Raw genomic sequence first — 18,561 nt, forward strand, 5'->3', positions numbered from 1 at the left:
TCCTCTGAAGAGGAGGGGAGACTATACGATCGACTGCCCGGTCTTTTTCCAATCGGCCAAGAACCCCTCAATCCCCTTGTCGGTCAGCACATGGTTGAACAGACCACGGATCACATTGGGGGGCATAGTCGCGACATCGGCACCGATCTTGGCCGATTCGAGCACATGGATAGGGTTGCGGATTGAGGCGACGAGTATCTCGGTATCGAAGAGATAATTGTCATAGATCAGCCGAATATCCTCAATCAGCTGCATACCATCCAGACCATTATCATCATGGCGACCCACAAAGGGCGAGATAAAGCTCGCGCCAGCCTTGGCGGCGAGAAGCGCCTGATTGGCCGAAAAGCAGAGCGTGACATTGACCATGCAACCATCGTCGGTGAGCTTTTTGCAGGTTTTCAGGCCATCGATCGTCAGCGGCACCTTGATCGCGACATTATCCGCCAGATTGCGCAGCACTTCGGCTTCGCGCATCATCGTCTCATGATCGAGCGCCACAACTTCGGCAGAGACCGGACCATCGACCAAACCACAGATTTCCTGCACGACAGGCAGAAAATCACGCCCTGACTTATGGATCAGCGACGGGTTGGTGGTGACGCCATCGAGCAGCCCGGTGGCGGCTAGATCGGCGATCTCTGCGGTATCAGCGGTATCGACAAAAAATTTCATGGGGAGGCCTCTTCCTATAGTCGCTAGGTGGGGATGATTCGTAGCCGAGGTATAGCCCGACTAGCCCCTTGCGGCTATAGAAGCGGCAATGGCTTCCACCGCTCCCTCAATGCAAAAACCCGGCCAGACCACAGGCCGCAAACAGCGCGTGCGCGTGGTCCTTTTGACCGCGGTGATCGGCCCACTCGACTATGCGGTGCCACAGGGCATGACGCTGACCCCGGGGGATATTGTCACAGTGCCGCTGGGGCCGCGCCAATTGACCGGTGTGGTGTGGGAAGATGAGCGCGCCGAAACCGAGGACGTAGAGGACAGCAAGCTGCGCCCGGTTATCGCCAAGGCCGGTCTGCCGCCGCTTTCCGATGAAATGCGACGCCTCGCTGAATGGGCCAGCGACTATTATCTCGCTTCGCTACCCAATGTGCTGCGCATGGCCATCCCGGGTTCGGCAGCGCTGAAAGAGGCGCGCGAGATTACCGAATATAGCCTGAAAGACGAGCAGCCCGACCGCATGACCGATGCGCGCAAACAGGCCTATGAACGGCTGGAAGGACGGCAAGGCACAGTGCGCGAACTGGCGGCGGCGGCAGAGGTCTCCGAAGGGGTGATCCGCGGTCTGGTGAATGGCGGTTTTGCCGACACGCATCTCGTGCCGACCGATGCACCATTTGATCCGCCCGACCCTGATGCCGATCAGGTTGATCTTTCCGATACACAGCAGGACGTTGCCAATCAGCTCGTTGATGCCATCAAAGAGAAAAGCTTTGCCCCGATCTTGCTCGATGGTGTCACGGGCTCGGGCAAAACCGAGGTCTATTTTGAAGCAGTGGCCGAAGCCATACGGCAAGGCAGGCAATGTCTGGTGCTGTTGCCCGAGATCGCCCTCACCCAGCCTTTCCTCGAACGCTTCGCAAAACGCTTTGGTACACGCCCGGTCGCATGGCATTCCGGCCTGCGCCAATCGGAGCGCCGCCGTGCCTGGCAGGCGATTGCCAATGGCAGTGCGCATGTCATTGTTGGCGCACGTTCTTCACTGTTTCTGCCCTATCAAAATCTCGGCCTGATCATCGTTGATGAAGCGCATGAAACCAGTTTCAAACAGGAGGACGGGGTGCGCTACAATGCCCGTGATGTCGCGGTAATGCGCGCACATATGGAACGCTTTCCGGTCATTCTCGCCAGCGCCACCCCGGCGATTGAGAGCCACCATATGGCCGAAATCGGTCAATATCAGCGACTGTCACTGCCCGCGCGTTTTGGCGGGGCGATCATGCCCGATATCACGCCGGTCAACCTCATCGAAACCCCGCCCGAACGTAACCATTGGATCGCGCCACCTCTGGTTGAAGCGCTCGAAGAAACGCTGGAGCGCGGCGAGCAATCGCTGCTGTTCCTCAACCGGCGTGGCTATGCACCGCTGACCCTGTGCCGCAATTGTGGTCATCGTATCGAATGCCCCAATTGCAGCGCCTGGATGGTCGAACACAGGCTGACGCACCGCCTCGCCTGCCATCATTGCGGCCATGTGATGCCGATGCTCGATAGCTGCCCCGAATGCGGCGCGGAGGACAGCCTCGTCGCGTGCGGCCCCGGCGTCGAGCGTATCGCCGATGAGGTGGCGGCGCGATTGCCCGATGCGCGCAGCATTGTGGTGACGTCGGATACTATATGGTCGCCCGCCAAGGCCGAGGAATTTGTCCAGCAGGTCACCAACAATATGGTCGATATCATCATCGGCACCCAGCTGGTGACCAAGGGCTATCACTTCCCCAACCTCACACTGGTGGGCGTGATTGATGCCGACATTGGTTTGGAAGGCGGTGATTTGCGGGCAGCCGAACGCAGCTTCCAACAGATATCGCAGGTCGCCGGACGCGCCGGACGAGCGGAGAAGCCAGGCCGCGTATTGGTACAGACCCGCAACCCGGAAGCACCGGTGATCGCCGCGCTGATCGCCGGCGACCGCGATGCCTTTTATGCGGCCGAACTGGCCTCGCGCGAAATGGCGATGATGCCGCCCTTTGGCCGTTTGGGCGCGCTGATTATCTCATCCGAGGACCAGGCCGAAGCCAATGAAGCTGCGCGGATGATCGGCCATAGCGCGCCCGATTTTGATGGATTCACCGTCTATGGCCCCGCCCCTGCCCCACTTTCCATGCTGCGCGGGCGCTATCGTTTCCGGCTGCTGGTTCATGCCCGCCGCACGGTGCCGATGCAGAAGGCTATCCGCGACTGGCTCGATCCCATCAAACTGCCACAAGGCGTGCGGGTCGCGCTGGATGTTGATCCCTATAGCTTTGTTTAAGCTTCCCTCTGGCTAGGGCGCTGTTATAGCACGCTTATGACTTTGATAACGCGCCTGCTCCCGCTTCTGACGCTGATACTCTCGCCCATCCTTATGGCGCAGCCGGCCTATGGTAACTCGGCTGATATTCAGGCCAGTTCGCGCTCGGTCGTGCGTGTCGCGCTGATCGCTATGCAGGGTGATCAGGTGTTCTTTCTTGGTCATGGCAGCGGCTTTGCTGTCGCGCCCAATGTCATCGTCACCAATGCCCATGTGGTCCAGCCCAGCATCAATGACAGCACAATTATTGTCGGTGTGGTGCCTTCCGAAGGCCGCGATATCTACAAATCGCGCGTGATCGCTTTTGCGCCCGATAAAGACCTGGCTCTGCTGCGACTGGATGAAGGCTCGCTCGAACCGCTTTCTATCTTCGCATCGGCGGCGAGGGATGGCGATGATATTGTCGCTATCGGCTATCCCGGTGCGGTGGATCGGGCATTGGGCCTAACCGATGGCGACAAGGTGGAGCCGGGCACACCGGTAAAAACCAAGGGCACTATCTCTGGTGGTCGCTCAAACCGCGAATTTGCCACGTTGCTGCACACAGCGCCGGTCGCGCGGGGCAATAGCGGTGGCCCGATTGTTGATGAATGCGGTCGCGTCGTTGGTGTTAACAGCTTTATATCGGTCTCTGACGGCAGTGATGCAGAATTCGGTTTTGCGATCTCCAATCAGGAGCTTTTGAGCTTTCTGCGCGGATCAGGAATCCGTCCCCGAACCACATCAACGCCATGCCGTTCCCCGGCGCAGATCAGTCAGGCTGAGACTGAGCGCGCACTGGCAGAAATTGCGAAACAGGGTGACGAGGCCATGGCCCGCGCCAGCGCCGAGCAAAGGCGACAAGCCGCGCTGGAACGCTCGGTCGATCAGCAAATCCGCAGCGAACGCGAGGATTATATGGCGCTGGCCATGGTGCTGCTGGTTCTAAGCGGCTTCGCTGGCACTTCCGCCTTGGTTATGGACGGTCGATCAGGAGCAAAGACTGGAATTGGCTTAGGCTTTGTGGCCGTCTTCCTCGCTGGTGGCGCTGCAGCGCTCTTCTTTTTGCGACCATCCTATGATGAATTTGCCGAACGGCTCGAAGCCGCGCTGGAGGCAAGAAAAGAACCGCCATCAGCCCAAAACAGCGCCAGCAACTATGTAGGCAACAACATTTGCAAGCTGGACAGCGAGCGAAGCCGGATCACCATCAGCGATATTCGCCAAGCGCCTTTCACATGGAGCGAAACCGGCTGCGTCAATGGCCGCACCCAATATAGCCAAAGCGGCGATAGCTGGGTGCGCATATTGGTGCCCAACCAGGAGCAGACCGTTTCGGTGAATCGTTTTGATCCGCAAAGCGGAGAACTGACAATGTCGCGCTATTTGCTTGGCCGTGATGCCATGCAAAAAGCACGCACTATCCGCGCTCGCTTCAATGGCAATCAATGCACGGATGATATGGACATTATTTCAAGCCTTCAGGACGTGCATACGGCTCTTCTGGACATCATCCCTGACAACCCGAACGAGCGATTAGTGTTTCAGTGCGAGAAACAAGCGGAATAAAGCCTTCACGCAAACGCGAAGGATATGTCCTCTATCCTTTCGCCTCTTTCTCCAAGAGTTTCTGCTTGATCTCCAACCCATAGGCATAGCCGCCAAGCGACCCATCACTGGCAATGACGCGGTGACAGGGAATCAACACAGCGACATTGTTCGCACCATTGGCAGAACCGGCAGCGCGATAGGCTTTAGGCTTTCCCACAGCCGCTGCGAGTTCGGCATAGCTTCGGGTTTCTCCCGGTGGGATGCGCTGCAATTCCTGCCACACCGCTTCCTGGAAAGCTGTGCCCTGAACATCAAGCGGGATCGCCTGGCGCTCAGCGGGGCGCTCGACTGCCGCGACAACATCGCGCACCAGCGAAGCAAAATCCTCGCCGCCTTTGTCCAGCAAAGCATTCGGGAAACGCTCTTTCAGCTCCGTCTCACCCTCATTGAACGAAAGACGACACACGCCTTTATCCGTGGCGGCAACCAGCATCGGCCCCAAAAAACTGTCCACGATAGTCCAGTGGATCGTTACCCCTGCTCCGCCATCTTTCCATGCGCTTGCCGTCATACCCAGCCTCTTGTCCTGTTCTGCATAAAATCGGGATGGGCCCGAATAGCCCGCATCATAAATGGCATCGCCCACCTTAGCCGCCGCGCCGAGCACATCCCTGGCCCGTTCCGCACGCAAGGCGCGGGCATAAGCCGCCGGAGATAGGCCGGTTTCGCGCTTGAACAGCTTTTGCAGATGCGTCGGTGAATAGCCGGTCATCCGGGCCAGCTCATCCAGCTTGGGACTGCCTTCCATTTGCGTCACGCTCTGACGGATGGCACCAATTATCGCCTGCACCGCACCTTCATCGCGCGCAATCTCATTCGGCCGACAGCGTTTGCAAGCGCGCAGTCCGGCAGCTTCTGCTTCCTCGATAGTCGCAAAGAAACGGACATTCTCGCGCAAGGGATGCCGCGCCGGGCAAGATGGTCGACAATAGATACCCGTTGACAACACGCCGGTAAAAAAGCGCCCATCATAGGCTCTGTCGCGCCGCATAACCGCCGCCCATGCTTCATCATCCGTTATTGTTCTCGTCTCAACCATAGTGCCTATTTCATCATATTGTTGACTGATAGCGCATAACATAATCGCTTCTCAATCACCCCGCGTCCCGAAACTTGCGTTCAAAGCAAAAGAGCTTCCTGCACAGCCTTTGCAAAGCCCGTCTTGCAAAGGTGAAACAGGGATGCTAGCAGCCGCGCCAGATTAAGCGGATATGCCATTTTCACACGGCCTGATCCGCAGGTTTTCTGGCCCAACCGGGCCTCATTTCAGGGAAAGCATCACGGTGGAGCATTCCAGCGGCATTCAGGCCAGTCTTTCAGGACGTTATGCCAGCGCACTTTTCGCACTGGCGCGTGAGGAAAAGAAGATTCCGGCTGTCGAAAAAGACCTTACATCGCTTGGCAAGTTGGTTGATCAGTCCTCTGATAACTATAGTGAAGAGCTGGACGCCCTATTGTCATCACAGGTCATCAGCCGCAGCGCCGCCAAAGAGACCATGGCGACTGTTGCCAAATCGATGAAGCTCGACACGCTGACCGCAAACTTCCTTGGCGTACTGGCTGAAAATGGCCGTCTCGCCGAGCTCAAGGCGATGATTCGCGCTTTTCACGGCCTTGCTGCCGATCATCGTGGCGAAGTCACTGCTGAGGTCACCAGCGCCTATCCGCTGACGCAAGAACAGCGCGATGCCATCTCAAAGAACCTCAAAAGCCGCGCAGGCCGTGAGGTGATTATTTCCGAACATGTCGACCCTGACATTCTCGGCGGGCTGATCGTCCGCATGGGCAGTCAGATGATCGATGGTAGTATTAAAACGCGTCTCAATACGCTGTCCCAGGCGATGAAAGGCTAAACCCTCATGGACATTCGTGCCGCAGAAATCTCAAAAGTCATCAAGGACCAGATTGCCAATTTCGGCACTGAAGCCACGGTATCCGAAGTCGGCACCGTGCTTTCGGTGGGCGACGGTATCGCCCGCGCCCATGGTCTTGCCAATGTGCAGGCCGGTGAAATGGTCGAATTCGCCAATGGTACCAAGGGCATGGCACTCAACCTTGAGGCTGACAATGTCGGTATCGTGATCTTCGGTTCGGACGCCGATATCGCCGAGGGCGATACGGTGAAGCGGACCGGCACGATTGTGGACGTTCCGGTTGGAAAAGGCCTGCTCGGACGCGTTGTCGATGGTCTGGGTAACCCGATTGACGGCAAGGGCCCGATTGAAGCGACCGAACGCAAGCGCGTTGAAGTGAAGGCACCGGGCATTATCCCGCGTAAATCGGTGCATGAGCCAGTGCAGACCGGCCTTAAAGCGATTGACGCTCTGGTTCCGGTTGGCCGTGGCCAGCGTGAGCTGATCATCGGTGACCGTCAGACCGGCAAGACCGCTGTCGCCATCGACACCTTCATCAACCAGAAGAATGTCAATGACAGCGATGATGAGAGCAAGAAGCTTTACTGCATCTATGTTGCTGTTGGTCAGAAGCGCTCGACCGTGGCGCAGATCGTCAAGCAGCTCGAAGAAAATGGCGCGATGGAATATTCCATCGTTATCGCCGCAACCGCTTCCGAGCCGGCCCCGCTGCAGTTCCTGGCGCCTTATACCGGCTGCACCATGGGCGAATACTTCCGTGACAATGGCATGCACTCGCTGATCGTTTATGACGATCTGTCGAAACAGGCGGTTTCCTATCGTCAGATGTCATTGCTGCTGCGTCGTCCTCCGGGCCGTGAAGCCTATCCGGGTGACGTTTTCTTCCTGCACTCACGTCTGCTGGAACGCGCCGCGAAAATGAACGAAGATAATGGCGCCGGATCGATGACCGCGCTGCCGATCATCGAAACCCAGGCCGGTGACGTATCGGCCTATATCCCGACAAACGTTATTTCGATTACCGATGGTCAGATCTTCCTCGAAACCGACCTCTTCTATCAGGGTATCCGCCCGGCGATTAATGTTGGTCTCTCGGTGAGCCGTGTGGGTTCTGCTGCACAGACCAAGGCGATGAAGAAGGTGTCCGGCTCGATCAAGCTTGAACTGGCGCAATATCGCGAAATGGCGGCCTTTGCACAGTTCGGTTCAGACCTCGACGCGTCCACGCAAAAGCTGCTCAATCGCGGCGCTCGCCTGACCGAGCTGCTCAAACAGCCGCAGTTCAGCCCGCTACCTTTTGAAGAGCAGACCGTCTCCATCTTCGCCGGGACCAATGGCTATCTCGATGAGGTCGAGACCGACCGGGTCACCGAATATGAGACCGAGATGCTGCACTTCGTCCGCTCCGAGCATAAGGATATTCTCGACGAAATCCGCTCAAGCCAGAAGTTTGAGGGCGAAACCAAGGACAAGCTGGTTGCGGCTCTCGACAAATTCGGCAAGCAGTTTGCGTAAATGCACTCGTCATCCTGAACTTGTTTCAGGATATCCAGCGTTCAAGCGCATTACCAACAGATGCTGAAACAGGTTCAGCATGACGAAATTAGGGTTAAGTTAGAGGCTTATGGCCAGTCTTAAAGAACTGAAAAACCGGATCGGATCGGTCAAATCGACCCAGAAGATCACCAAGGCCAAGCAGATGGTCGCCGCGGCCAAGCTGCGCCGTGCACAGGCAGCGGCAGAAGCCGCGCGGCCCTATGCCGAGCGTCTGGCTGACGTCATGGCGTCACTGGCTGGCAAGGTATCGGGCGACAGCGCACCAAAGCTGCTCGCGGGCACTGGTGCGGATCAACGTCACCTGCTGGTGGTCGTTAACACCGACAAAGGTCTGTGCGGTGGTCTTAATTCCAATATCGTCCGTGCCGCCATCGCCAAGGCGCGCGAGCTTGAGCAGGACGGTAAGGACGTTACCTTCTATCTCGTCGGCAAAAAGGGCCGCGCGCCCATCAAGCGTGTTTACGAGAACAAGATTGGCACCCATTTCGATACGTCGGTCGTGCGTAATCCCGGCTTTGAAGAAGCCACACAGATTTCCGAAGAGCTGGTCACCATGTTCGACCACGGCAAATATGACGTTGCGCATCTGATCTACCCGATCTTCAAATCAGCACTGGCGCAGGACCCTACCGTGCAACAGCTGATCCCCGTCCCTGCCCCGGACAGCGCTGAGGACACCGGCGCGGTCGTGGAATATGAGCCGGGCGAAGAGGAAATCCTTGAGGAGTTGCTGCCACGCTACGTTAAGACCCAGCTTTTTGGCGCTTTGCTCGAGCGCGAAGCCTCGGAACAAGGCGCATCGATGACCGCTATGGACAATGCGACGCGCAATGCCGGCGACCTCATCAACCGCCTCACCATCGAATATAACCGCAGCCGTCAGGCCGCGATCACCACCGAACTTGTTGAAATCATCTCGGGCGCGGAAGCCCTGTAAAGACCCGTAAGGACGAACATCATGGCAAACACCAATACCGTAGGCCGCATCAGCCAGATTATCGGCGCTGTCGTCGACGTGACCTTTGACGGCGAACTGCCGGCAATTCTGAACGCGCTGGAAACCGACAATAACGGTCAGCGTCTGGTTCTTGAAGTGGCGCAGCACCTTGGTGAGAATACCGTGCGCACCATCGCCATGGACGGCACTGACGGTCTGGTCCGTGGCCAGGAAGTCAAGGATACAGGCGACCAGATCGCTATGCCGGTTGGTCCTGAAACGCTGGGCCGCATCATGAATGTTGTTGGCGAGCCGATTGATGAGCGCGGCCCGATCAACAACAAGGCTACCGCGCCAATCCATGCCGAGGCACCGGAATTTGTTGATCAGTCGACCGAATCTGAAATTCTCGTTACCGGTATTAAGGTGATCGACCTGCTCGCTCCTTATGCCAAGGGTGGCAAGATCGGCCTGTTCGGCGGTGCAGGCGTCGGTAAGACCGTGCTTATTCAGGAACTGATCAACAACATCGCCAAAGGCCATGGCGGTACGTCGGTGTTCGCTGGCGTGGGTGAGCGTACCCGTGAAGGTAATGACCTGTACCACGAATTTCTCGACGCCAATGTGATCGCCAAGGATGATGACGGCAACGCCATCTCCGAAGGCTCCAAAGTGGCGCTGGTTTATGGCCAGATGAACGAACCTCCGGGCGCACGTGCCCGCGTTGCGCTTTCCGGCCTGACCATCGCGGAATATTTCCGTGATCAGGAAGGCCAGGACGTGCTGTTCTTCGTCGACAATATCTTCCGCTTTACCCAGGCAGGTGCTGAGGTGTCCGCGCTTCTCGGCCGTATTCCTTCGGCTGTGGGCTATCAGCCGACCTTGTCGACCGATATGGGCGCGCTGCAGGAGCGGATTACCTCGACCAATAAAGGCTCGATCACCTCGGTGCAGGCGGTTTACGTTCCTGCCGATGACTTGACCGACCCTGCCCCGGCTACCTCTTTTGCCCACTTGGACGCGACCACCGTGCTTAACCGCGCGATCTCCGAGCTTGGCATTTACCCCGCGGTTGACCCGCTCGACTCCACTTCGCGTGTGCTTGAGCCGCGTGTTGTTGGTGAAGAGCATTATGAAACCGCGCGTGCGGTGCAGTCGACGCTGCAGAAATACAAATCGCTGCAAGACATTATCGCCATTCTCGGCATGGATGAGCTGTCTGAAGAAGACAAACTCACCGTTGCCCGCGCCCGCAAGATCCAGCGCTTCCTGTCACAGCCATTCCATGTGGCTGAGGTCTTCACCGGCCTGCCCGGCAAGTTTGTTGATCTGGAAGACACCATCAAATCGTTCAAGGCGGTTGTCGATGGCGAATATGACCACCTGCCCGAAGCAGCCTTCTACATGGTCGGCGGCATCGATGAAGCGATTGAAAAAGGCAAACAGCTGGCCGCTGAAGCAGCCTAATCAGCTATAGCTCTCCTCCACCCCTTGTGGGGGAGAGCAGCTAGAGATTGGAAACATGTCCAACCTGAAACTGGAAGATTGCGCCAACGAAACCTGCCCATGGTCGGGAGAGCCCGTATCAGCGGACTCGCTGGTCCTCTACAAAGGCAAGGTTGTTGGTTTCTGCAACCCCGGCTGTCGGGACAAATTTGAGAAAGCCACATCCCATTTTGATGCGGCCATACAGGACTGAAGATCATGCCCCTTCATTTTGAACTCGTAACCCCGGAAAAGCTGGTCCGCTCCGAAGATGTGCATATGGTGCAGGTCCCGGGCAGTGAGGGCGATTTCGGCGTGCTCGAAGGCCATGCCCCGTTTATGTCGACCATCCGCAACGGCGAAGTTGCGATCTTCGCGTCGGAAAATGCGCAGCCTGAAACAATCTCGATTGAAGGTGGCTTTGCCGAGGTCAACGACAAGGGCCTGACGATTTTGGCTGAGCGGGTTTCTGGCTGATTTTTCCTCCCCGTAAACTGGGAGGATTGTTTTCACACAAAGCCACAAAATCACGAAGACACTGTCATGATGAAGAGCGCTTTGTGCCTTCGTGGCTTTGTGCGCACTAAAAAGCCCTGTCTCCATCTTCGCTGAAGCGACGATGAGAAGGAAAACAGGGCTTAAGCCGCCCTGCTCCTCTGCCAAAGATAGAGACCGCTCGCGATAATCAGCACAGCACCGCCCATCGCCTGCAGGTCAGGATAATCCTGATAAAAGAAAACCCCCACCAGCAGCGCCACCAATAGCTGGACATAGACCATAGGCGCGACAACGGCTGCGCTGGCACGGGTGGTGCCGAGATAAATCAGCATATGGCTGACTGACGAGGTGCAGGCGACTACCACACAGACAATCCAGACCCATTGCGGCGGTGGCGCGGTTATGGTGAAGCCTTCTATACTGGCATAATGCGCCGCAATGGTGGCCAATATCAGAAACGGCGCAGTGAAACACGCAAGCAGAAACTGCATCAGCAACACACCGCCACTACCGGCGACCTTACGGTTGAGCATCATCACTCCTGACATCGCCAGTGCTGCAATCAATGGCAAAGCAGCGGTTGGGCCAAAATTGGCAATATTCGGCCGCAGAATCAGCACTACGCCGATAAAGGCAATAACACTCGCGACCCAGATATGTGGTGCAACCCGCTCTTTCAGCAGCCAAGCCGAAAGTAACGCCGTCAGCGCCGGGCTAATAAACAATATTGCCGTCGCATCGGCCAGCGGCATCAGGAAAATACTGGTAAAGAAAGCCAAAGTCGCCGTCGCGAGCATAGCGCCACGCGCAATCTGATATTTCGGCATCGGCAGGAAAAACGCTGATGGCCCTGAACGGACAAGTAGCAACAGGCCGAGCAGCACCGCCCCTAAAGTGAATCGCAATGCCGCAACGCCGGTGCTGGGCCATAGCCCTGCGGCTGATTTGATAACAGCGTCCCCAAGCGAAAGGCTGGCAAAACCTGCCAGAGTCAGCAACATCGCACTGCTTATGCTGCTATGGTCATGACTATCATTGCCATCAACACGCGGATCGCGCGCCAATGCTGCTCGGCTTTCTACCATAGGCGGCATGTTGGAGGATGGGCGGTTCATGGTCTGGCCCATGACAGAAAAAGGCGATGCCGCCAAGCCGTTGCAAAAAGGAAATAATCCGAAGCTGACAGTCCGATCAATCAGCCTCGTCTGAGCGTTAGGGAAATATAAAAGTTTCCTCCTTATTTACCTTATCCAACCACACATATTTGGGCCTTTCGGGCGCATAAGACAGATATTATGGGGCAGGCAGAATGAGTGCATTTGGTCGGAAAAACGGCATGGGCAACCGCCCACAATTTGGCGTTGCCCGGCCAATGAAAGGCGGCAGTGCCCAAGATGTCGCCAAAGAGGATAAAGCCGAGCAATTTCCGCCTGTTGATGAGGCCAAACTACCCGGAGAGGCACCTCCACCGCCAGTCTCCGACAGCGATGCCATGGCGCGGCTTACCGACCGCGCCAATGCTCTTGCCGAGGAAGCACCCAAGCCCGAAGGCTTTGAGGCGTCGGTCCACAAGATCAAGGAACAGGTCCTACCGCGGCTGCTGGAACGTGTTGACCCGGAAGCCGCTGCGACGCTGACCAAGGAAGAACTGTCCGAAGAGTTCCGCCCGATCATTCTCGAGGTGTTGGCTGAGCTTAAGCTCACACTGAACCGGCGCGAGCAGTTTGCTCTGGAAAAGGTGCTGATTGACGAACTGCTGGGCTTTGGTCCGCTCGAAGAGCTGCTGTCCGACCCGGATGTTTCGGACATCATGGTCAACGGCCCGGAACAGACCTATATCGAGAAAAAGGGTAAGCTCGCCATCGCCCCGATCCAGTTCCGCGATGAAGAGCATCTGCTGCAGATCGCACAGCGGATCGTCAATCAGGTCGGCCGTCGTGTTGACCAGACAACCCCGCTGGCTGACGCCCGTCTCAAGGATGGTAGCCGTGTCAACGTCATCATCCCGCCGCTCTCACTTCGCGGCACCGCCATCTCTATTCGTAAATTCTCCGACAAACCCATCACGCTCGACATGATGAAAGAATTTGGTTCCATGTCGGAAAAAATGTGCACCGCGCTGAAGATCGCCGGTGCCAGTCGCATGAATGTGGTGATCTCGGGCGGTACGGGTTCGGGTAAAACCACCATGCTCAATGCCCTGTCGAAGATGATTGACCCGGGCGAGCGTGTGCTGACCATCGAGGATGCCGCCGAGCTTCGTCTGCAACAACCGCACTGGCTGCCGCTGGAAACACGCCCGCCCAACCTTGAGGGCAAGGGGGCGATCAGCATTGGTGACCTCGTCAAAAACGCCCTGCGTATGCGCCCGGACCGCATCATCCTGGGTGAGATTCGTGGTGCGGAGTGTTTCGACCTGCTCGCCGCGATGAATACTGGCCATGATGGCTCCATGTGTACGCTCCACGCCAACAACCCGCGTGAGTGTCTTGGCCGTATGGAAAACATGATCATGATGGGCGACATCAAGATTCCGAAAGAGGCGATCAGCCGCCAGATCGCCGAATCGGTGGATCTGATCGTTCAGGTGAAGCGTCTGCGTGATGGTTCTCGTCGCACCACCAACATTACCGAGGTGATCGGTATGGAAGGCGATGTTATCGTGACGCAGGAGCTGTTCAAGTTTGAGTATCTCGACGAAAGCGCCGACGGCAAGATCATGGGCGAGTATCGTTCCACTGGCCTGCGCCCTTATACGCTTGAAAAAGCACGCCAATTTGGCTTCGATCAACCTTTCCTTGAGGCCTGTCTCTAAAGCCCGCGCAGGCCTAGTCCGGCGGCGAAAGCCCCTATTATCAGCGACAGCACCATGATCAGGTTCCACGGCATAAAGCCGACACGTTCCAGATCGACACGATCATTGCGCCGCTTTTCCATAAGAGCGCAAATGATCGCGACCATCACAGCAGCAACCGCCGCAATACCCCAAGGGTGATTGGCCAATTCGTCCATAGCTAATGATCAGAGTCGCTTTAAGCGGCGCTGATGCTGTCCATCGCGGTGATGATCCCGGAGAAATCGAGACCCTGGCTATCAGCCTCGACAAAAGCGCTATAGAGTTGCTCGGCACGCTCACCCATCGGCACTTCGGCTTTCACTGAACGCGCAGCATCAAGCGCGAGGCGCATGTCTTTCAGCATCAATGCTGCCGCAAACCCACCTTCATAGCCATTGTCGGCAGGGCTTTGCGGACCAACACCCGGCACCGGACAATAGCTTGTCATTGACCAGCTTTGACCTGAAGCCTGGCTGGAAATGTCGTAAAAAGTCTTTAGATCAAGTCCGATTTTCTCGGCCAATTTGAAAGTCTCACAAGTGGCGGCCATGGTCGAGCCAAGCAGCATATTGTTGCAGATTTTCGCCGCCTGCCCCGCGCCATTGCCACCGGCATGGATCACCGCCTTGCCCATATCGGAAAGGATCGGCTCGGCGCGTTTAAAGGCTTCCTCGCTACCGCCAACCATGAATGTCAGCGTACCGCCATTGGCCGCAGCAATTCCGCCAGAAACCGGCGCATCAACCGGCAGCATCTTCTTGGCATTGGCCATATCGGCGATATCGGTGGCGGTGTTGAGATCAATAGTCGAGCAATCGAGAACCAGTGTCCCCGGTGATCCTGCCATAATGACGTGATTGGCATAAACCTGCCGCACATGCTTGCCAGCGGGCAGCATGGTCACCACCGCTTCCTGCCCCAAAACCGCCTGCTCGACTTCGGATACCGCTTCACATCCCGCGGCACCCGCCCGGGCCAGCGCCTCACCAGAAAGATCAAACGCAGTCACCTTATGGCCGGCCTTAACCAGATTGGCCGCCATACCACCGCCCATATTGCCGAGGCCAATAAAACCGATCTTCATATCCAACCCCAATGATTCAAGATTATAGCTATTCCTGCAATTACCGCAGAGCCGCCAAATAGAAAGCATAAAAAGGCTTGGGCATAAGAGAGGAACCTATCAAAATCGGTCCTCGGCAAAGGTTCATCAGCACCACCGATTTTGAGGATCATAACTTCGATGATATTGATGTTATCGGTATTACGATAACGCCAGTGACACCAGCCAATCCAAAGAAGAACACAGCCAAAAGCCAATAATAGAAGGCCGCCTTTTAACGCATCTTCCATCTGCCCAGCCACCTAATGAATAGACGATTAGATCATAATTGCCCCGCGACGAAAGCTAGGCTTTGATCTCGCCAAAGACCATCCGGCGCCATCCCGAGCGGTCAAACGGTTTCCAATCGTCCTCAGGCTGCGCCAAGCGGTCGGCCAGGACGTACATAACCAGCGGATTGACGCCCAATCCAATATGGCTGGCAGTGACTTCAACATTGTCAGTCTGCGGACCCGGCTTCTGCACCGAACCGCGCCAGGCGACAACGCCATCGGTCTTGGTCAGAATCGACGTGGTCGGAACAGGCGGCGCCTCATCAATGTTGAGATAGCGTCCATCGCGCAACGGTTCCGGTTCTTCGCCATTCAGCGCCTCGAACAGATGCCGCGCATTGCTGTGGTTGCGGTCATTGGAGATCGGACTTCCCAGGGTGATCACCTGTCGCACCTTCTCCGGGGCCATTTTTGCGATCTCACGAGCGAAAACGCCGCCAAGGCTCCAGCCAATCAGCGATACCTTGCGTTCATCAAGACGATAGACCCGATCCAACAGATCATTCATCGCCTTTTCACGCTCGCGATTAATAATCACATTGCGGCCCATATCCCAACCATGGGTGTCATAGCCGAGCTCCTCAAGCAGGCCGCGCATCGGTCGGGTCGAGCGGTCGCTGGCCATAAATCCGGGCAGCACGATCACTGAATGACCATCACCCTGAGGCAATTGGGTCATTGCTCCGCGTAAGGCATAAAACCATCCGAGTTCAAACACCGCACGGCCCTCCAACATGCTCCACAGAAGGCTGGGTGGCTTGGCAGAATTGCTCGGGACTGTGCTTGCGGTGGCCATAAATTGTGTCTTTCTTGTTGCCTGTGTCGTTCGCGATAAAGCGCGATCATATATGGTTTTTCAGATAATTTCAGCCCGTTGCCGCTTGTTTCCGGGTTCGGGGCTTGCGGGTGGCTGCGGTTTTGCTGCGGCTTTTGGCTGTTTTGGGCTTCGCTTGAGCCGATTCTTCATCTGGTAAAGCTGCCATCATCTCCTCATAGGATTGGCGCAAGCATTCAGTGTAGAATTCCGGATCAGGCATCGCTTTGCGGCAGGCGGTGAAGGCAATACTCGCCTGATCACAATAGCTTTGCACCACATGGCCGAGCGCCAGCCCATCTGTCAGGCACAGCAGCCCGTGCATGCTCACCATCTTGGCACCACTGGAATAGATCGGCACTGGCGGGCCGGGCACATTGGTAACGATGGTAGAAAATGGCGGCTTCACATAATTGGCCAGACCCAGCTGCGAATAGGCCCGCGCACCCAGCGACATAAACAGAGCGGGCGATACCTTGCTGATATCAGCCATTTGCCGCGCGCCAATCGCATTGGTCATCGCCTTTGAGCGCTTGGTCTCGTCATAGACATAGTGCAAACGCTCAACCGGATCAGCAATATGGGTACCCAACGGCACGACCATCGCCGCAACCTGATTGCCCATACTGTTTTTCTCTTCCTCACTGCGCACCGAGATTGGCGCCATAGTGGTCAGGCTTTTGTCCGGGAGATCATCTTTTGATTCCAGATACATGCGCAGCGCGCCGCCGATAATGGCGAGGAAAACATCATTGATCTTGCAGCCCGGCGTCAGCGCCCGCAACTTCTTGATTTCTTTCAGCGAAAAACTCTGCCCTTCAACCACGCGGTTTGAGGAAACGGGCACATTGAACCGTGTCCGAGGCGCAGACATGGCTGGCTCCAGCGCAAATTCATCCTGCACCAGTCCTTTAATCGCACGGTAAACGCCCGGAGCCGATTTAGCCAAGAGACTGGTCTGACGCAGCGGATTTGTCCAAGCGCGAATATAGCCTTTGAACATCAAGCCCAGCGGATCGGGCATACGGTCCGCTTTCCACTCATCCGGTTTTTCCGGAGGCGGTGCATCAGGCGTCAGCGTATGCATTGCATCCATCAGATCAATGCCCGACATGCCATCAATCGCGGCATGATGCACCTTGGTGATCATGGCATAGCTGCCCTTGGGCACACCCTCGACATTATCCAGCCCTTCAATAACGCAGAATTCCCAGGGCGGCCGCGACAGGTCAAGAGGGCGGGCAAATATACGTGCTGCCTGAATACAGAGCTGCCGCCAATCACCCGGTTTCGGCAAAGCGATATGGCGGACATGATATTCCAGATCAAAATCCGGATCCTCAACCCAATAGGGATAATCCAGATTGAGCGGTACCTTAACCAGCCTTTGCCGGATGGTCTGCGACAGCGACATGCGCGATCTAAAGAAGTCTAGAATGTCTTTGAACCGGACAAAACCGCCCGGGGCCGTGCTCGGATCGTAAATCAATATCGACCCGATATGCATAGGCGTGTTGGGTTGCTCAAGAGCAACAAAGGACGAGTCCATACCCTGTAGCTGGCGCAATTTTATTCCCCTCAATCAGCTTGTTATGAAATTTATGGTGCTGATATAAGGAGACAGACTAACAGAAAGCGGGCATAGCACAAGTAAACTGGCGTTCGGGCGGTGTCCGCTCGAGCGCCAATAGAAAACCCGGTTCACTATGAGAGGCTTAGCGGCCTTTCCAGCTACCTTCGCGCTTCTCGATAAAGGCGGCCATCCCTTCGGCCTTGTCTTCGCTGGCGGTCAATATCTGGAACAGACGCCGTTCGTGAAGCAAGCCTTGATCCAACGTCATTTCATAGGCGGCGTTGACCATTTCCTTATTCACCTTGGCAGCCATTGGCGGCATGGCAGCGATCTGGCTGGCGGTTTTCATGGTCTCTTCGATCAGAACATCATGCGCCACCACCTTGGCTACCAGACCCGACCGCTCTGCTTCCTCTGCGTCCATCATCCGTCCGGTCAGGCACATTTCCATCGCTTTGGATTTGCCAATGGCGCGGGTCAAACGTTGCGAGCCACCCATGCCGGGCGCAACCCCGAGTTTGATTTCGGGCTGGCCGAACTTGGCGTTTTCAGATGCGATAATGAAGTCCGCCATCATCGCCAACTCGCAACCACCGCCAAGAGCGAAGCCGTTGACGGCGGCAATCCACGGTTTGCGAACAGCCTTTACCAAATGGCTAGTCCAGCGGGAGAAAAAGTCTTCTAAGTAAAAGTCTGCAGCCGCTTTCTCATACATCTCCTTAATGTCAGCACCGGCCGCAAAAGCCTTGTCACCTGAGCCGGTCAGGACGGCACAATGCTGACTATCATCGGCTTCAAATGCGGCAAAGGCGGTGATCAGTTCTTCCAGCACTATACTGCTCAGCGCGTTGAGCGCCTTGGGACGATTCAGCGTAATTAGCGTTACTGCATCGCGTTTCTCGGTCAGGATGGTTTCAAAGTCTGGCATCATTCTTTCCCTAGATTTCGTCATGCTGAACTTGTTTCAGCATCTCTTTGTTAAG

At 56.3% G+C, this 18,561-nt stretch carries 18 protein-coding genes; 9 read left to right on the forward strand and 9 right to left on the reverse strand.

The genetic code is table 11. The features are described 5' to 3' along the window. Positions 1–21: 21 nt before the first annotated feature. The gene (gene fsa, locus RB602_RS09895) at positions 22–675 is read right to left on the reverse strand and encodes a fructose-6-phosphate aldolase (RefSeq protein ID WP_317080399.1); all 654 of its coding nucleotides are present in this window, start codon (positions 673–675) and stop codon (positions 22–24) included. 88 nt (positions 676–763) lie between these two features. On the opposite strand from fsa, the gene RB602_RS09900 reads away from it, so the two are divergent. Continuing rightward, positions 764–2,980, forward strand: a complete 2,217-nt coding sequence (locus RB602_RS09900) for a primosomal protein N' (protein ID WP_317080400.1) — start codon at positions 764–766, stop codon at positions 2,978–2,980. Between the two features lie 36 nt (positions 2,981–3,016). Then, positions 3,017–4,567, forward strand: a complete 1,551-nt coding sequence (locus RB602_RS09905; protein WP_317080401.1) for a trypsin-like peptidase domain-containing protein — start codon at positions 3,017–3,019, stop codon at positions 4,565–4,567. Positions 4,568–4,598: 31 nt separating this feature from the next. On the opposite strand, the gene ada is transcribed toward RB602_RS09905, so the two are convergent. Next, positions 4,599–5,648, reverse strand: coding sequence for a bifunctional DNA-binding transcriptional regulator/O6-methylguanine-DNA methyltransferase Ada (gene ada / locus RB602_RS09910; RefSeq protein WP_317080402.1), 1,050 nt, complete (start codon positions 5,646–5,648; stop codon positions 4,599–4,601). Positions 5,649–5,892: 244 nt separating this feature from the next. On the opposite strand from ada, the gene RB602_RS09915 reads away from it, so the two are divergent. From RB602_RS09915 to RB602_RS09940, 6 genes are all read left to right on the forward strand, one after another. Further along, complete coding sequence (locus RB602_RS09915) at positions 5,893–6,462, forward strand: F0F1 ATP synthase subunit delta (RefSeq protein WP_317084488.1); 570 nt, start codon at positions 5,893–5,895, stop codon at positions 6,460–6,462. Between the two features lie 6 nt (positions 6,463–6,468). Then, positions 6,469–7,998 (forward strand): F0F1 ATP synthase subunit alpha, encoded by a 1,530-nt coding sequence (atpA, locus tag RB602_RS09920; protein WP_317080403.1) that lies wholly within the window; start codon positions 6,469–6,471, stop codon positions 7,996–7,998. Positions 7,999–8,107: 109 nt separating this feature from the next. Beyond that, on the forward strand, positions 8,108–8,977 hold the full coding sequence (locus tag RB602_RS09925) for a F0F1 ATP synthase subunit gamma (RefSeq protein ID WP_317080404.1): 870 nt from the start codon (positions 8,108–8,110) through the stop codon (positions 8,975–8,977). Between the two features lie 21 nt (positions 8,978–8,998). Continuing rightward, entirely contained in the window at positions 8,999–10,444 is a 1,446-nt protein-coding gene (gene atpD / locus RB602_RS09930) for a F0F1 ATP synthase subunit beta (RefSeq protein ID WP_317080405.1), read from the forward strand. Between the two features lie 55 nt (positions 10,445–10,499). Beyond that, positions 10,500–10,676, forward strand: a complete 177-nt coding sequence (locus RB602_RS09935) for a glutathione S-transferase (protein WP_317080406.1) — start codon at positions 10,500–10,502, stop codon at positions 10,674–10,676. A 5-nt stretch (positions 10,677–10,681) separates the two neighbouring features. Further along, a complete protein-coding gene (locus RB602_RS09940; RefSeq protein WP_317080407.1) occupies positions 10,682–10,939 on the forward strand; it encodes an ATP synthase F1 subunit epsilon in 258 nt (85 codons plus the stop codon). 161 nt (positions 10,940–11,100) lie between these two features. On the opposite strand, the gene RB602_RS09945 is transcribed toward RB602_RS09940, so the two are convergent. Next, positions 11,101–12,075 carry a DMT family transporter gene (locus RB602_RS09945; RefSeq protein ID WP_317080408.1) on the reverse strand — a complete coding sequence of 325 codons (975 nt, stop codon included), beginning with the start codon at positions 12,073–12,075 and terminating at the stop codon, positions 11,101–11,103. Between the two features lie 194 nt (positions 12,076–12,269). Between RB602_RS09945 and RB602_RS09950 the strand changes: the two genes are divergently transcribed. Next, positions 12,270–13,775 carry a TadA family conjugal transfer-associated ATPase gene (locus RB602_RS09950; protein WP_317080409.1) on the forward strand — a complete coding sequence of 502 codons (1,506 nt, stop codon included), beginning with the start codon at positions 12,270–12,272 and terminating at the stop codon, positions 13,773–13,775. Here the strand turns inward: RB602_RS09950 and RB602_RS09955 are convergent. The 6 genes from RB602_RS09955 to RB602_RS09980 all read right to left on the reverse strand — a co-directional run bounded on the left by RB602_RS09955 (position 13,772) and on the right by RB602_RS09980 (position 18,506). Beyond that, positions 13,772–13,972: a hypothetical protein gene (locus RB602_RS09955; protein WP_317080410.1), complete on the reverse strand. Its 201-nt coding sequence runs from the start codon at positions 13,970–13,972 to the stop codon at positions 13,772–13,774. The two genes, RB602_RS09950 and RB602_RS09955, sit on opposite strands and share 4 nt — an antisense overlap. A gap of 20 nt (positions 13,973–13,992) precedes the next feature. Beyond that, a complete protein-coding gene (gene mmsB / locus RB602_RS09960) occupies positions 13,993–14,880 on the reverse strand; it encodes a 3-hydroxyisobutyrate dehydrogenase (RefSeq protein ID WP_317080411.1) in 888 nt (295 codons plus the stop codon). Beyond that, on the reverse strand, positions 14,877–15,149 hold the full coding sequence (locus tag RB602_RS09965) for a hypothetical protein (protein ID WP_317080412.1): 273 nt from the start codon (positions 15,147–15,149) through the stop codon (positions 14,877–14,879). Before RB602_RS09965 ends, mmsB begins: the two co-directional genes overlap by 4 nt. A 55-nt stretch (positions 15,150–15,204) precedes the next feature. Further along, a complete protein-coding gene (locus RB602_RS09970; RefSeq protein ID WP_317080413.1) occupies positions 15,205–15,987 on the reverse strand; it encodes an esterase/lipase family protein in 783 nt (260 codons plus the stop codon). 70 nt (positions 15,988–16,057) lie between these two features. Then, positions 16,058–17,572 carry a WS/DGAT/MGAT family O-acyltransferase gene (locus RB602_RS09975; RefSeq protein ID WP_317080414.1) on the reverse strand — a complete coding sequence of 505 codons (1,515 nt, stop codon included), beginning with the start codon at positions 17,570–17,572 and terminating at the stop codon, positions 16,058–16,060. Between the two features lie 148 nt (positions 17,573–17,720). Beyond that, positions 17,721–18,506, reverse strand: coding sequence for an enoyl-CoA hydratase-related protein (locus tag RB602_RS09980; protein ID WP_406568417.1), 786 nt, complete (start codon positions 18,504–18,506; stop codon positions 17,721–17,723). Positions 18,507–18,561 lie beyond the last annotated feature (55 nt).

The organism is Parasphingorhabdus sp. SCSIO 66989, from assembly GCF_032852305.1.
Classification (GTDB): domain Bacteria; phylum Pseudomonadota; class Alphaproteobacteria; order Sphingomonadales; family Sphingomonadaceae; genus Alterisphingorhabdus; species Alterisphingorhabdus coralli.

Bases quoted from the DNA above. Each gene is read 5' to 3' on its own strand.
- fsa (WP_317080399.1), bottom strand. From the start codon at position 675: ATGAAATTTTTTGTCGATACCGCTGATACCGCAGAGATCGCCGATCTA.
- RB602_RS09900 (WP_317080400.1), top strand. From the start codon at position 764: ATGGCTTCCACCGCTCCCTCAATGCAAAAACCCGGCCAGACCACAGGC.
- RB602_RS09905 (WP_317080401.1), top strand. From the start codon at position 3,017: ATGACTTTGATAACGCGCCTGCTCCCGCTTCTGACGCTGATACTCTCG.
- ada (WP_317080402.1), bottom strand. From the start codon at position 5,648: ATGGTTGAGACGAGAACAATAACGGATGATGAAGCATGGGCGGCGGTT.
- atpA (WP_317080403.1), top strand. From the start codon at position 6,469: ATGGACATTCGTGCCGCAGAAATCTCAAAAGTCATCAAGGACCAGATT.
- RB602_RS09925 (WP_317080404.1), top strand. From the start codon at position 8,108: ATGGCCAGTCTTAAAGAACTGAAAAACCGGATCGGATCGGTCAAATCG.
- atpD (WP_317080405.1), top strand. From the start codon at position 8,999: ATGGCAAACACCAATACCGTAGGCCGCATCAGCCAGATTATCGGCGCT.
- RB602_RS09935 (WP_317080406.1), top strand. From the start codon at position 10,500: ATGTCCAACCTGAAACTGGAAGATTGCGCCAACGAAACCTGCCCATGG.
- RB602_RS09940 (WP_317080407.1), top strand. From the start codon at position 10,682: ATGCCCCTTCATTTTGAACTCGTAACCCCGGAAAAGCTGGTCCGCTCC.
- RB602_RS09945 (WP_317080408.1), bottom strand. From the start codon at position 12,075: ATGAACCGCCCATCCTCCAACATGCCGCCTATGGTAGAAAGCCGAGCA.
- RB602_RS09950 (WP_317080409.1), top strand. From the start codon at position 12,270: ATGAGTGCATTTGGTCGGAAAAACGGCATGGGCAACCGCCCACAATTT.
- RB602_RS09955 (WP_317080410.1), bottom strand. From the start codon at position 13,972: ATGGACGAATTGGCCAATCACCCTTGGGGTATTGCGGCGGTTGCTGCT.
- mmsB (WP_317080411.1), bottom strand. From the start codon at position 14,880: ATGAAGATCGGTTTTATTGGCCTCGGCAATATGGGCGGTGGTATGGCG.
- RB602_RS09965 (WP_317080412.1), bottom strand. From the start codon at position 15,149: ATGGAAGATGCGTTAAAAGGCGGCCTTCTATTATTGGCTTTTGGCTGT.
- RB602_RS09970 (WP_317080413.1), bottom strand. From the start codon at position 15,987: ATGGCCACCGCAAGCACAGTCCCGAGCAATTCTGCCAAGCCACCCAGC.
- RB602_RS09980 (WP_406568417.1), bottom strand. From the start codon at position 18,506: ATGCCAGACTTTGAAACCATCCTGACCGAGAAACGCGATGCAGTAACG.